This window comes from Syntrophales bacterium, from assembly GCA_023229765.1.
Taxonomy (GTDB): Bacteria; Desulfobacterota; Syntrophia; order Syntrophales; family UBA5619; genus DYTH01.
On the sequence record JALNYO010000001.1, the window covers coordinates 35,676 to 48,401 of the forward strand.

Sequence of the window (12,726 nt, forward strand, 5' to 3'; positions counted from 1 at the left end):
TTAAGACACCCCCTTTCTGAAGATGTTGACCATAAAGGCCTTGCTTTCCGGGATCATTGTGTTTGCGTCGCCGACATACGGCGTCAGGCGGTTTGCCGAATTCCCAAAGGTGAACACCTCCGGCTTCTTTTCTTTGCTGCCGTAAGCTCTTGCCTGTGTAGTTACCCATCCGAAATGCCAGGGGAGCGCCACTTCATGGACGATCTTCCCGTCAACGACAAACGGTTTCAATCTCGCGGTTACCATCGCCATTCCTTCCGCGTGACCGCGTGGGGAGATGAGCAGGACAATATCCCCGTTTTTGATCCCCTTTTCCGCGGCAAGCTCATTGCTGATCTCAATGAACATGGAAGGCTGCATTTCCACGAGCCACGGCTGCCATCTTGTCAGAACTCCCGATTGCCAGTGTTCGCTGACCCGGATGGTGGTGCAGACAATCGGGAAGACAGGATCGGCGTTTCTGGCCACATCCATCGGCGTTCCCACCCCCGGTTTGTCCCATCTCTTGATAACCGGGTTGACCAGTTGCGGGGACATAAGGTTTTTTGCCAGAGGGCCTTCCAATGGTTCATAATGTTCCGGGAAGGGCCCATCGGCCATACCGGGACCGAAGAGACTTGCCACTCCATCCGGTTTCATGATGAAAGGCGGTCTTCCCGAGCCGGGGTTGCCGACGCCGTCGGGTATGTCGCCCACCCACTTGCCGCCATCCCACTTGATCACGGCGCGTTTGGCGTCCCAGGGGATACCCTTGCTGTTGACGGACGCCCCGTTGTAGATTATCCTGCGGTTTACCGGCCAGCTCCACCCCCAACCCGAATAAAGCCCGATTCCGGAGGGGTCTTTTGTCCCCCGGCGGGCCGCCATATTGCCATTTTCGGCGTACGAATTACAGTAGATCCAGCACCCGGAAGATGTGGAGCCGTCATCCTGCAGGAAGGCGAAGGAGGGAACCGGGTCTCCCTTTTTGAAGGCCCTCTTGCTTACAGGATCCACCTTGTCGGTGAGAAAACGGCCATTGATTTCGCGGGCCACCGCATGGATGTCCACCTCGACGAGCCGGCCGTCGATGATGGAGTCTCCGTAATCCCAGGTAAGTCTGGTGATCGCCTCTTTGTTGGGCCCACCCTCTTTTTCGTACAACTCCTTGATTCGGAAATAGAGATCGGAGATGATCTCCGCATCCGGTCTGGCCTCCCCCGGCGGCTCGACGGCCTTGTAACGCCACTGCATCAACCGGCCGCTGTTGGTGATGCTCCCCTCCTTTTCGAAGGAAAAGGCGCAGGGCAGCATGAAGACCTCGGTCTTGATTTTTTTCGGGTCCATTCCGGGGGCACACCAGAAATCACCCGTCTCATTGTCGAAGAGATTGACATTCACCATCCAGTCCAAGTTTGCCAGTGCCTTTCTGACCTTGAAATCGTTGGCGCTGCTGACTGCCGGGTTCATCCCCCAGGCGAAAAAGCCGGTGAACTTCCCCTTGTACATCTGGTCGAAGAGGGTGAGCCATGAGTAGTTGACGCCGTCGTCCAGTTTGGGCAGGTAGGAGTATGCCTCATCGAGGGTGGCGTTCATGCCGTAGAAGGCCCGAAGCAGGCTGGCGCTGTACTTGGGGTAGTTTTTCCACCAGTTGAGGCTGTTTGGCTCGTGGGTCTTCGGGGTGCGCTTCTCGTTATAGACGGCGAAAGTCGTGTCCGACGCAAGGGGAGTTCCCAGATAGCCTGGCAGGATATGGAAGAGAAGCCCGTAATCGGTGGAGCCCTGGACGTTGGCTTCGCCGCGCAGCGCCTGAACGCCGCCTCCGGCGATACCCATGTTGCCGAGCAGCAGTTGGATGATGGACATGGCGCGGATGTTCTGCGTACCCACCGTGTGCTGCGTCCAGCCCATCGCATAGAGGATGTTACCCGATTTGTCGGGCCGTCCGGTTTTTGTGTACTCCTGGTAAACCTCAAGCAACTTGTCACGGGGCGTTCCCGTAATGCTGGACACCAACTCGGGGGTGTAGCGGGAGTAGTGTTTCTTCAACAACTGGAAGACGCACCAGGGGTCTTTCAGCGTGCCGTCCTTTTTAATCTTGCCTCCGGCGTCAGTCTGGTATGACCAGGTGGCCTTGTCGTACTTCGCATCGGTCAATCCGGAAAAGACTCCGCCGTTTTCACCGGGCATCCTGAAGGCCGGATTCACGAGGAAAGAGGCATTGGTGTAATCTTTGACGTATTCCTCCTGAATCAGATTCTTATCGAGGATATACTTGATCATCCCGCCGAGAAAGGCGATATCGGTGCCCGATCGCAGGGGGGCATAGATGTGCGATTTCGCGGCCGATTGGGTGAATCTTGGATCGACGCAGATAAGCTTCGCCCCCCGCTCGACTGCCTTGGTTATCCATTTGAAGGATATGGGGTGATTGGAGGCAGGGTTGCTGCCCATAATCAGAATGCAATCACTGTTTTGAAAATCTATCCAGTGATTCGTCATCGCGCCTCGACCAAACGACTCTGCCAGAGCCGCTACGGTAGCGCTGTGTCAAATACGGGCCTGGTGCTCAATATAGACCAGACCCAACCCCCGCAAAAATTTCTGATAAAGATAACATTCCTCATTATCCAGTGCGGCGCTCCCGACCGAGGCGATTCCTTCGGTACGGTTGACCGCTTGACCGTGCTCGTTGATCAACCGGAAGCTTTCATCCCGACTTTTTTTGACGTTTGCGGCGATTTTATCCAACGCCCATTCCCAGGAAACCTCTTTCCACTGGCTTTCATAGGGAGCGCGATACCGGGGCGTCTGGAGGCGGTTTAGGTTGGCCGAACTCACCTGGTAGAGGGAACTCCCCTTGCTGCACAGGGCGCCGGCATTGATCGGGCTGTCCGGATCCCCCTCCACGTTAAGCACCTTGCCGTAGCTGGTGGTGGAAACGACGATGCTGCACCCCACTCCGCAGTAGGGGCAGACGGTGGTGGTTTTTCTTGCGTACTTGATTTTCAGCGTTTTTGCATGGGCGGCTATCGGATTTACGCTGATGCCGATGCCGCCCGCGGCCAGTACCGTTCCGGATATCTTCAGAAAAACCCTGCGAGTAACGCGCATAATCATAACCTCCTTGTCGGGTTGAGATTGAAAAGGTCGCGATTTTTCCCAATGACTTAATAACGCGACCAACCGCTTCAGACTCCGCCCACCTTTACAGCAAGAGTGATGCCATTTAAATTATTTTGTGAGGATGTCGTCTTAATGCTTGTTTTTATTACTTTATTATGTCAGCACGGGAGGGGGTAAATCCCGGCATTGTACAATAATCTCATACAACTATTTACCAGTGGTGAATCAGGGCTCGGATACTTTTGCGGTAACTTATTGATAATTGATACATATTAATTAGTGAGATGGTGTATAAGAAAAAAATACATATAGCGGAACAGCGGCATGCCTCGCTGACGGATTTGCCCATGATCGGGAGGGGAGGTTTCCCGGAACGCTGAAAACTACCTCAAAAAGCCGGATTGCCGGCGGTCATGGCTTCCGTCCCCTGCGGAAAGAGTGGCAATTTAATGACGAATGTGGTTCCCTTGCCTATCGTGCTTTGCACCTCTATCTTGCCTCCGTGCCGCTCAATGATCCCATAGGAAATGGAAAGACCCAGGCCAGTGCCCTTTTCCCCCTTCGTTGTGAAGAAGGGATCAAATATCTTCTCCAGATCGTCTTCGGCAATTCCCGCTCCGGTATCGGTTATTTTCAGGGAGACGCATTCATCCTGGTCGGTGTAAGTCCTGATCAGGATGCGGCCGCTATCTTCCATTGACTGGCTTGCATTGAGCAGGATGTTGATGAAAACCTGTTCCATCTGATTTTCGTCGAATGGAATCAGCGGCAGATCGGGCTGATAGTCCCTGGCGATTTCGATATTCTGGAAGCTTGCCTGACTGACAACAAGCTCGATCGTCGCATCCATAACGCTGTTGAGGGAAGATGGTTTTTTCTGCGGTATTGATTCGCGGGAAAAACTGAGCAAGCTCCTTACGATCTTCGCGCAGCGCTGCGATTCTTTCAAGATCACATTCAGATCGTTTTGGGCCGAAGCATTCAGGCAGGGATTGCGAATTGCCAAATCGGCGTACATCAGGATCCCTGTCAAAGGATTATTGATCTCATGGGTAATTCCGGCCACCAGCCTGCCCAGCGACACCAATTTTTCGGAACGGACCAAGCGGGCCTGCATTTGCTTAATTTCATTTGTTCTTTCAGCAACCTTCGCCTCGAGATTTTTTCCCCATTCCTCCAGTTCTCTACGGGCGGTCTTGAGATTTGCCGTCATCTTGTTGAAGGCGTCGGAAAGCTCCCCCACCTCATCGCGTGAGCTATTTTCAACTACGGCATCCAGGTTTCCTACTGCTATCTTTTTTGTCTGCACCAACAGATTCTTCAGCGGCCGATTGACAAGTCGATTGGTAAAAAAGACGATGGCCAGCAAGATGGATAAAAGGATGATAACGGTTATGACAATAATTTTATTGCGATAATATCTGATTAATGCGTGCATGTTTTCCAGGGAGACGACGATATCCAGGACGCCGAGGATTTCATTCCGGGGAGGATGGAAGTGGCAGGAAGAGACGTAACAGCTTTTTTCGTTGTAGATGGCCTTGGCCATGCCTAAAACCTGTCTTCCCTGCCCGTCGAAAAAAATCCGGCTCCTGTTCATCGTGGATGCATGAACCTTCGGTTCTCCCAGCGTGTGGCACATATTGCATCCGGCCTCCTTTTTATCAAGGCGCCTGCCGAGTTCCTCCTTTTTGGTCGAGAAGCTGATGTGACCGCTTTTGTTGATCATTCTGATCTGATCTACCCCCTCCAGGGTGCCGACCTCCTGAATCATCTCATAAACCCTGTTTCTGTTATCCTCGAGCATTTCATAATGGGTTGATTTGATGATTGTTTCGCTCAATTTGTCGGCATCGGAGATCGCCGCCTTGAGAAGCATGTCTTGCAGGTTGGCAATATTGATGTAGGCAAAGAAGACCATAAAGACAAGCAGGATAAGGCTTGTGATGATGGCCAGTTTGGAAATAAGACTGATGCGCATGCGTTATGCTCCCGAAGAATGATGATGCGGGAATGCCCAGCCGGACGAAGCTGAATGTTAATAACCTGCTGCAACGGCAAAGATAATTTTACCGTAAGTTATCACGGGGAAATAGTCAAGATCGATTTGAAAACGGTTTCCCTTTCTGGAGGATTTGGAAAAAAGCACCCGAGTCAGGATAAATTTGTTCTACCCGATATAAAAGAAATATCGCGGCTTCACTGTTTTCGTCACACAAGTAAAATCAGGCATTTGTAAGGAGAACAAATTTATCGTGGCGCCCGAGTATTTTCTGTTTACTTTTTTTGAGGACTGGTGATAAAAAGCAAGAAAATATTTTGTTTCGCTTATTCCGGATGAGGATGGCAGGAGTTCGGCAAAATCAGGAAGGTATGACAGGAAAATGGCTTTGAATATAGATATTTCTCACTACACCCCCCGTGAGGAAGTGGCCAACAGCATTACCCACGGCATTGGGATAGTCTTTGGGATCGGGGCGCTCGTTATTATGGACGTTTTTGCGGCCCTGTTCGGGGATGCGTGGCATGTTGTAAGTTGCAGCATCTTCGGGGCGACGCTGATTATTCTCTACACGGCCTCCACCCTTTATCACAGCATCCCGCTCCAGAAGCCAAAAATGCTGTTCAGGATAATAGATCACTCCGCGATATTCCTTCTGATTGCTGGTACATATACCCCGTTTACGCTGGTGAGTCTGCGCGGTCCCTGGGGTTGGTCACTTTTTGGCGCCGTCTGGGGAATTGCACTTTTGGGGGTTGTTTTTCAGGTATTTTTGCTGCGCCGCTGGCCGTTGTTTTCGGTCGGCCTCTATGTTGGAATGGGGCTCATTATCCTCATCGCAATAAAACCGCTTTTGGCGGCATTGTCTCCGACGGGGTTGCAACTGCTTGTCGCCGGAGGTGCGGCCTATATTCTGGGCCTGATTTTTTACGGCTGGAATAGACTTCCATACAGCCATGCCGTCTGGCACATCTTTGTCCTTGCAGGCAGCGCCCTGCACTTTTTGGCTGTGCTTTTCTATGTAATTCCGCTCGCTTCCTGAGAGATTTCGCCTTGGGATATTTACCGTATTGGTCGAGGTAAAATAGTCCGCTTTTATCAAATGCATCGCTGGCAGTTTTCCCCAGGGATTAACTGATTGAGGAGGTATAGTTAGTGGATGACTTCAGAATCGCCGTTGTCGGCATTGGCGCCACCGGGGCAGTTTTGGCGGCTGCCCTGCTCAAGACGGATCCGGAGACGATGCTTGTGAGCCCCAGAAACGGCTTGGGCGATAAGCTCCGCAAAGATGGCATCCGAATTTCCGGTGAAGTTGAGTATCATGTTCCGGTGCGTTACTTCTTTGATAATATTGAAAAGTGCAAAGATCGCAATCCGAATCTTATTTTCGTTGCAACCAAAACCTTTCATCTTCCCCAGGTTTTAAAGGAGCTGAAGAGTGTTTTTAAGGAGGGGACGAAGATCGTCAGCACCCATAACGGTTTGGGCACGGAGGATCTGATTGCCGAAGCGTTTGGGGCGGAAGCGGCATTTCGCATGTCGCTCAATTACGGCGTTTCGCTGAAGGGGCCGGGGGAGGTGGAAATGGCATTTTTCAACCGCCCCAATCCTTTGGGCGCCCTGATTCCGGAAAACCGGGAAGCAGGCCTGCGAATCGCGCAAATGCTCTCGGCGGGCGGCCTGGACACGGAGTTTGTCGATGACATCAAACTCCATGTCTGGAAAAAGATGATCATGAAATGTACGATGGCCTCTATTTGCGCCGTCACGGACAAGACTATCAAAGAGGCCCTGTCGTTTGCCCCTACCAGAGAAATCGCCGATGCCTGCTTCGCGGAGGTTCTGGCGGTGGCCAAGGCAAAAGGATATGACCTCGGGGCCGACTATCTAACCCAGGCATTGGTTTATCTGGAAAAGGTGGGGGTTCACAAAGATTCCATGTGCGTCGATATCGCCAATAAAACACGTACCGAAATTGACTTTCTGGGAGGGAAGGTCGTGGAATACGGGCGAGAAACCGGAGTTCCCACACCATGTTATGCAACAATGGCAAACTTGGTCCGGGCAATGGAAGACAAATACCTGGGAAAGCGTCCTTTTCGGCTTTAGACATCTTTTTTAATTCGGATATGCTTGCTGAGCAATTTGCTAAAACGGCTTTTATGTTTTCATCATAATTGAGTTTAATTTGGGATAAATTATGGTCATATTTTGGGTCTTAAATGCTTAATTGGTCAGGTACTTTTTTTATTGCTACGAAAAAATCAGCCGGAGCGGCCCAGGAGGCTGCGATCCGGTGCAGCGGCTGGTTGGCAACTCAATGAATACCTATCTGAATTTTAACTGCTTCTTCAACTTTGCGCATGTCCTCTTCAGAAAGAACGCCAGCGAGGTTGAGTAACCGTAATTTGCTTACAGTGGCCAGTTGATCTGCCATAGCCTTGCTTTCTTTGCCGTCAAAAACGACCCGTGCCTCACTTGGATAAAGACGATTTGTGTTGCTTGTAAGAGGGACAACCTGAACTCTATTTAGGAATTTATTTGATGCATTATTACTGATGATTACGGCAGGACGTTTCTTTTTAATCTCCCCGCCAACAGAAGGATCAAAACTTACCCACCAAATTTCACATCGCTTTATGATCCACGTCCTTGATATTAATTTCAGCCCACTCCAAGGCTTCATTTTCTCTTGTTTTGTCTTTTGCCATCTCGGCATAGGCAGATTCGTAATCAGGACGAACAACATAAGGACGCACTATTTCCTGAACAAATCTAATTATTTTCCTTGGTCCAATTACTTTATGGAGTCCCGCGTAAACTTCTTCATCTACTGTTATGGTTAATTTTTTGTGCATAGCAATACCTCCATTACACGTGTATCGTACGTATTAATAAGAAACAAGAGGTAATTGCAAAACCATTTGTCATTCCCGAACGTCTCTATCGGGAATATGGTTTTTCAAGCCGTTAGAACCAGATTCCCGCTCAGAATCGTTGCGGGAATGACAGAATGGGGAGTTTTGCAATTACCTCACAAGTCAAAGAATATATTCATGAGAATTCGCTTGCCAACGCATTCTTCAGCGGGCGCTGCTTTTTGCGCTCCGCTGAAAGAAACTGTTCGGGATTTATTACCGATCTTCAAATCCTTCAACCAATGATTTGTATTTTTCGTGAATCATGTTCCGATCAAACTCCCAAAACTCTGCCAGCATGGCCTGATCCTCTTCATCAGTAAAGTAAGTTCTGGATGAGGGGAAAAAAATCTTGTCTTCCTTCTCGATATGTCTGGGATAAAACTCGGCAAGGGTTTTAAAGTTGGCGGCAATGTCGGCCAAGGCAGTCTCATCCCCTTTCCGGTAGAGGTTGTTGGCTTCAACAAGCGCTTGGGTTGTCTGGCGCCCAAACAAATGCTCCTTGATCAGTTCTTTCATGATTTGACTGTCTTCTGCTTTCAACGCTTTTTTATTCAGTTCTCGAAAAAGAATATCCTCCTCCTTTCCGTGATGCGTCCGATCGGCGTATACCCGGATGAAATCAACCGCTATATCCACGAACACAGGATCTACCGTGTGTTTCGATTCGATTTTGGCCAAGACGCCTTTAATAACCGAAAGCATTCGTTCAATCAGACGATGCTCTATCATGAGTGGGCCTCGTGCTTGCATATTAGTGCCTCCTTTTTGTATTCCCGAACGTGGAGTTCACCGGGGCGCGGTTTTTTGCGCCTCCGGTGCAATGATTTGTTGGGCTATGGAGTTTTGCGCAGCTCCGGCATGGAGTTGGAGACCCAGTGCACCGACTACTTTGAGGATAGTATCAAAGCCAGGACTGCGATCACCGGAGAGAGCTTTATAAAGGCTTTCCCGTGACAGGCCGGCATCACGTGCCACTTGGGTCATTCCCTTCGCTCGAGCAATATCGCCCAGAGCCTTGGTGATCAACGCAGCGTCACCCTCCGCCTCCTCAAGGCAAGCTTCCAGATAGGCGGCCATCTCCTCCGGTGTTCGGAGATGTTCTGCAACATCGTATCGGGTGGTGATGGTTTTTCTCATTGGTGACTCTCCTATAAGTTATCTGCGAGGCGCTGGGCAATTCTGATATCATTGGCCTGGGTGTGCTTGTCACCTCCTGCCAACAGAATAACCACCGCACGCCCCCGCTTGGTGAAATACACTCTGTACCCTGGACCGTAATCGATTCGCAATTCAGAGACACCATCCCCTACGGCTTTCACATCTCCTGCATTTCCGGCAGCCAGGCGCTCAATTCTGACCTGAACTCGCGCTCTTGCACGGAGGTCCCGCAGTCCGTCAAGCCACTGAGCGAAAGTCTCGGTTTTGCGTATTTCGACCATGAGGTATAGTAGCCTATAGGCTACAGCTTGTCAATGCCTTTTAAGTCCTCGGAATTATGCACCCCAACGTTCGCGCAGCGGGTTATGCGGATTCCGTTTGAGCGATTTGTTGGCGCCGCGCGAATCAGCACGCAGGCAACTATCAGGCAGGAGCTTCAGGCCTTCCCCAATCCGCCTGATATGTCGCGCCAACAAAACGTTCAAGCTTTAGCTTAGCTCCGCCGTTGCCGTCGCGCGCAGCGCGGCGGCAACAATTAATATACGTACCCTCTAATATCACTGCTTTAAACAACATTTGTCCTTTGAATTGACGTTCATCTACGCGTAAATTTATTGAAAAGTCAAATAATTATTTATTGAATACTTCGTGTAAATGTGTTTATTATCAGTAAAAGCACAACACGGATCATCAATGATTACTGGTAAATGAACAGACGGTCGAGAAGGCATGGGGGAACATCTATAAATGGTTCAGAAAATCGTCTTGCTGTCGATAGCCGGCGCCTTGGGGACGCTTTCCCGTTACGGGTTTGCCGGATTGATTCAAAGATGTAGCGGCGCGTCATTTCCCTGGGGGACATTTGCGGTAAACATGGCAGGCTGTTTCCTGGCCGGTTTATTCTGGACTCTGTCGGAAAACCGCTGGGCTGTTTCCGGTGAAACCAGAATAATTCTCCTGGTCGGTTTTATGGGTTCTTTTACGACCTTTTCGGCGATGATCCTGGAAACGGGCATGCTGTTGCGTTCAGCGGAGTGGGTCAGCGCGGCGGCTAATCTGGCTATCCAGAATGGCCTGGGGCTCGCCGTTTTACTGGCGGGGATGGCACTGGGAAGGGTGCTGTGATGGAGGATGAAAAATGAAACTTCCTTATGAATCAGTATTATTGCGTGTTTTTATCGGCGAAAGCGACAAGGCCAACGGTCGACCGCTTCATGAAGTCATTGTCGAGGAGGCACGTAAACGGGGAATGGCGGGGGCTACGGTATTGCGCGGGTTTCTTGGTTTTGGCGCCAACAGCCGAATCCATACTGCCAAGATCCTGCGCCTTTCCGAGGATCTGCCGATGGTAATCGAGATCGTTGATGCCGAGGAGAAAATAGAGGCTTTTTTGCCCGATCTGGATCAGTTGGTCGCAGAGGGGATGGTGACGCTCGAAAAGGTACGGGTGATTGTCTATCGGCACAACTCAAGGGTTTTATCCCCAGAGTCATAACGAAAAAATGTGAATTAATGAAACAATACGCTTTCCACATAATCGTGATAATCGTCCATGGCATTGGCAATTAAATCGACAGCCTCTTTTCTTCCGTAAATATGCGTAATTTCACAACGGCTTTTTTCGCCGCCCGGCATATCTTTATAGGTCAGAAAATAGTGTCGCAGACGTGCAACCACAGATTGCGGACAATCGGCGATGTCTTTGTATTCGCCGTAAACGGCGTCGTCTGCCAAGACGGCAATAATTTTATCGTCGGCCTCGGTGCCGTCCAACATACGGAAACCGCCTATCGGGATAGCTTGCACTAAAATATCGCCGTGCGTAATCTCCTTCTCCGTCAAAATGCAGACGTCCAAAGGGTCGCCGTCTCCCACAATTTCGGGACGTTTTAAGATTGTCGCACTTACGTCCCCGACTTTTTTACCGCAGTACGTTTGTGGAATAAAGCCGTACAAAGCCGGCAAAATGCTTGAATATTTTTGCGGACGGTCAATTGTCAAAAAGCCGCTCGCTTTATCTATTTCATACTTGACCGTGTCGGTGGGTACCATTTCTATAAAGCAGGTGACGATGTTCGGGGCGTTTTTGCCGATTTCCACACCGTGCCAGGGATGCGACTTGTAACGCAGCGACATCAATTTCCCGATCGGGTCGATGGTATTTCTTTTTTCTCTCATAGTATTATTATTCCTATGATTATACTGTTGCACATTTTTGTCCATTAGTTTTCTTACAAGCAGTGAAAAGAGCCGGCGCTTTTTCTCCATAGACAAGCGGAGCCTATGAAAACTGAACCAATGCGGTTCAAAACCGCAAGACCCCGGGTGTAGTCTCCCGGGGCCCTGCCACTAATCAGAAACCGCCAGAGCGGCGGATTATTTTTGGCTCCCCAGCGCGGACTCGAACCACGGACAAGATGGTTAACAGCCATCTGCTCTACCGACTGAGCTACTGGGGAATACTCTATGGCGGCCGCTTCATAATATAAGAAGCGGCCTTTGTCAACAGGGAAGTCGTAAATTTTTTATTTCCTCGTGCGGCAATATGGATTTAGCTCCCTGAAGCGGGCAATGGATTTGTGATTGACAGAAAAGCCGCTGCTCGTGTAGATGTCATCCTCATAAAAGCAGAAGCGGTATAGTCAACAAAAGTTATAGTCGCTAATATGGTAAACTAATTCACAAGGAGGAAGGCCATGGGAAAATACGTATGCGATGTATGCGGTTACATATATGATCCGGCGGAGGGAGACACGGAGGGAGGCATCCCTGCGGGGACGTCCTTTGCCAAGCTTCCCGATGACTGGACATGTCCGGTGTGCGGCGCTTCCAAGGAAGAATTCTCCCCGGAAGAGTAGAATATTATCGCCGGCTGCCCCTGTCCGGGGATTTTATTTTTTTGATTTTGCCTGATACCGAGGATTTGTTATGGGAACAAAAGAGAACCTGCAGCAGGCCTATGCAGGCGAGGCCAAAGCGGCCCTGCGGCTGAAGGTTTATGCGGAAAAGGCGGACGAAGAAAGTTTGCCGCAGATAGCGAAGCTCTTCCGGGTGATTTCTTTTTCGGAAGAGATTCACGGCAAGAGGGCGCTGAGGGCGCTCAAAGAGATAAAGACGACCGAAGATAATCTTGCCGAGAGTTTTCAGTCTGAACAGGGAGTTGCGGCAGTCGCCTACAACCAGTTTGTCAAGGCGGCCGAAGCGGAGGGAAACCAGGCCGCGGTTCTTCATTTCAGCCAGAGCCGGGACGTGGAAGAGACGCACGCAAAACTCTACAAGGAGGCCATGAACCATCTCCTCGAAGAGCGGGAAACATCTTATTATGTGTGCCTGATTTGCGGTTACATTGCCGATGGAGTCCTGCCGGAGAGCTGTCCGGTTTGCGGCGCCGGCAAGGAAAAATTCAAGGCCTATTAACATGCCTGCTATTAACATGGTGCCGCTCTGCGGCTGGGGCGGGGAAACGAGAAGCGAACCGTAAACCGTAAACCGTAAACCGTAAACCGTAAACCGTAAACCGTAAACCGTAAACCGTAAACC

At 50.3% G+C, this 12,726-nt stretch carries 14 protein-coding genes and 1 tRNA gene; 6 read left to right on the forward strand and 9 right to left on the reverse strand.

All coding sequences use genetic code 11. The features are described 5' to 3' along the window. Positions 1-3,093, reverse strand: coding sequence for a formate dehydrogenase-N subunit alpha (fdnG, locus tag M0P74_00140; protein ID MCK9362003.1), 3,093 nt, complete (start codon positions 3,091-3,093; stop codon positions 1-3). Positions 3,094-3,493: 400 nt separating this feature from the next. Beyond that, the gene (locus tag M0P74_00145; GenBank protein ID MCK9362004.1) at positions 3,494-5,086 is read right to left on the reverse strand and encodes an ATP-binding protein; all 1,593 of its coding nucleotides are present in this window, start codon (positions 5,084-5,086) and stop codon (positions 3,494-3,496) included. A 403-nt stretch (positions 5,087-5,489) separates the two neighbouring features. Here M0P74_00145 and M0P74_00150 point away from each other — a divergent pair, with 403 nt between their 5' ends. Then, on the forward strand, positions 5,490-6,149 hold the full coding sequence (locus tag M0P74_00150; GenBank protein ID MCK9362005.1) for a hemolysin III family protein: 660 nt from the start codon (positions 5,490-5,492) through the stop codon (positions 6,147-6,149). 113 nt (positions 6,150-6,262) lie between these two features. After that, on the forward strand, positions 6,263-7,216 hold the full coding sequence (locus tag M0P74_00155; GenBank protein MCK9362006.1) for a 2-dehydropantoate 2-reductase: 954 nt from the start codon (positions 6,263-6,265) through the stop codon (positions 7,214-7,216). Positions 7,217-7,424: 208 nt separating this feature from the next. Here M0P74_00155 and M0P74_00160 read toward each other — a convergent pair whose 3' ends face one another. The 5 genes from M0P74_00160 to M0P74_00180 all read right to left on the reverse strand — a co-directional run bounded on the left by M0P74_00160 (position 7,425) and on the right by M0P74_00180 (position 9,467). After that, positions 7,425-7,793, reverse strand: a complete 369-nt coding sequence (locus M0P74_00160) for a type II toxin-antitoxin system PemK/MazF family toxin (protein ID MCK9362007.1) — start codon at positions 7,791-7,793, stop codon at positions 7,425-7,427. Beyond that, positions 7,735-7,965: a hypothetical protein gene (locus M0P74_00165; protein ID MCK9362008.1), complete on the reverse strand. Its 231-nt coding sequence runs from the start codon at positions 7,963-7,965 to the stop codon at positions 7,735-7,737. Before M0P74_00165 ends, M0P74_00160 begins: the two co-directional genes overlap by 59 nt. A gap of 276 nt (positions 7,966-8,241) precedes the next feature. Beyond that, positions 8,242-8,778 carry a hemerythrin domain-containing protein gene (locus M0P74_00170; GenBank protein ID MCK9362009.1) on the reverse strand — a complete coding sequence of 179 codons (537 nt, stop codon included), beginning with the start codon at positions 8,776-8,778 and terminating at the stop codon, positions 8,242-8,244. Between the two features lie 36 nt (positions 8,779-8,814). Next, the gene (locus M0P74_00175) at positions 8,815-9,105 is read right to left on the reverse strand and encodes a putative addiction module antidote protein (protein MCK9362010.1); all 291 of its coding nucleotides are present in this window, start codon (positions 9,103-9,105) and stop codon (positions 8,815-8,817) included. A 71-nt stretch (positions 9,106-9,176) separates the two neighbouring features. Continuing rightward, the gene (locus M0P74_00180; protein MCK9362011.1) at positions 9,177-9,467 is read right to left on the reverse strand and encodes a type II toxin-antitoxin system RelE/ParE family toxin; all 291 of its coding nucleotides are present in this window, start codon (positions 9,465-9,467) and stop codon (positions 9,177-9,179) included. Positions 9,468-9,933: 466 nt separating this feature from the next. On the opposite strand from M0P74_00180, the gene M0P74_00185 reads away from it, so the two are divergent. Continuing rightward, the gene (locus M0P74_00185) at positions 9,934-10,311 is read left to right on the forward strand and encodes a CrcB family protein (GenBank protein MCK9362012.1); all 378 of its coding nucleotides are present in this window, start codon (positions 9,934-9,936) and stop codon (positions 10,309-10,311) included. A gap of 13 nt (positions 10,312-10,324) precedes the next feature. After that, positions 10,325-10,681 carry a DUF190 domain-containing protein gene (locus M0P74_00190; protein ID MCK9362013.1) on the forward strand — a complete coding sequence of 119 codons (357 nt, stop codon included), beginning with the start codon at positions 10,325-10,327 and terminating at the stop codon, positions 10,679-10,681. Between the two features lie 14 nt (positions 10,682-10,695). Here the strand turns inward: M0P74_00190 and M0P74_00195 are convergent, their stop codons facing one another. Next, positions 10,696-11,409: an inorganic pyrophosphatase gene (locus tag M0P74_00195; protein MCK9362014.1), complete on the reverse strand. Its 714-nt coding sequence runs from the start codon at positions 11,407-11,409 to the stop codon at positions 10,696-10,698. Positions 11,410-11,569: 160 nt separating this feature from the next. Further along, a tRNA-Asn gene (locus M0P74_00200) sits at positions 11,570-11,645 on the reverse strand. 237 nt (positions 11,646-11,882) lie between these two features. Here M0P74_00200 and M0P74_00205 point away from each other — a divergent pair. Next, a complete protein-coding gene (locus M0P74_00205) occupies positions 11,883-12,044 on the forward strand; it encodes a rubredoxin (GenBank protein MCK9362015.1) in 162 nt (53 codons plus the stop codon). 70 nt (positions 12,045-12,114) lie between these two features. Then, a complete protein-coding gene (locus M0P74_00210; GenBank protein MCK9362016.1) occupies positions 12,115-12,603 on the forward strand; it encodes a rubrerythrin family protein in 489 nt (162 codons plus the stop codon). The last annotated feature ends 123 nt before the right edge of the window (positions 12,604-12,726 follow it).

Excerpts from the sequence above, each read along its gene's own strand:
- M0P74_00150 (MCK9362005.1), top strand. The coding sequence starts at position 5,490 with ATGGCTTTGAATATAGATATTTCTCACTACACCCCCCGTGAGGAAGTG.
- M0P74_00145 (MCK9362004.1), bottom strand. The coding sequence starts at position 5,086 with ATGCGCATCAGTCTTATTTCCAAACTGGCCATCATCACAAGCCTTATC.
- M0P74_00175 (MCK9362010.1), bottom strand. The coding sequence starts at position 9,105 with ATGGCCGCCTATCTGGAAGCTTGCCTTGAGGAGGCGGAGGGTGACGCT.
- M0P74_00165 (MCK9362008.1), bottom strand. The coding sequence starts at position 7,965 with ATGCACAAAAAATTAACCATAACAGTAGATGAAGAAGTTTACGCGGGA.
- M0P74_00205 (MCK9362015.1), top strand. The coding sequence starts at position 11,883 with ATGGGAAAATACGTATGCGATGTATGCGGTTACATATATGATCCGGCG.
- M0P74_00185 (MCK9362012.1), top strand. The coding sequence starts at position 9,934 with ATGGTTCAGAAAATCGTCTTGCTGTCGATAGCCGGCGCCTTGGGGACG.
- M0P74_00190 (MCK9362013.1), top strand. The coding sequence starts at position 10,325 with ATGAAACTTCCTTATGAATCAGTATTATTGCGTGTTTTTATCGGCGAA.
- M0P74_00195 (MCK9362014.1), bottom strand. The coding sequence starts at position 11,409 with ATGGACAAAAATGTGCAACAGTATAATCATAGGAATAATAATACTATG.
- M0P74_00170 (MCK9362009.1), bottom strand. The coding sequence starts at position 8,778 with ATGCAAGCACGAGGCCCACTCATGATAGAGCATCGTCTGATTGAACGA.
- M0P74_00160 (MCK9362007.1), bottom strand. The coding sequence starts at position 7,793 with ATGAAGCCTTGGAGTGGGCTGAAATTAATATCAAGGACGTGGATCATA.
- M0P74_00180 (MCK9362011.1), bottom strand. The coding sequence starts at position 9,467 with ATGGTCGAAATACGCAAAACCGAGACTTTCGCTCAGTGGCTTGACGGA.
- M0P74_00210 (MCK9362016.1), top strand. The coding sequence starts at position 12,115 with ATGGGAACAAAAGAGAACCTGCAGCAGGCCTATGCAGGCGAGGCCAAA.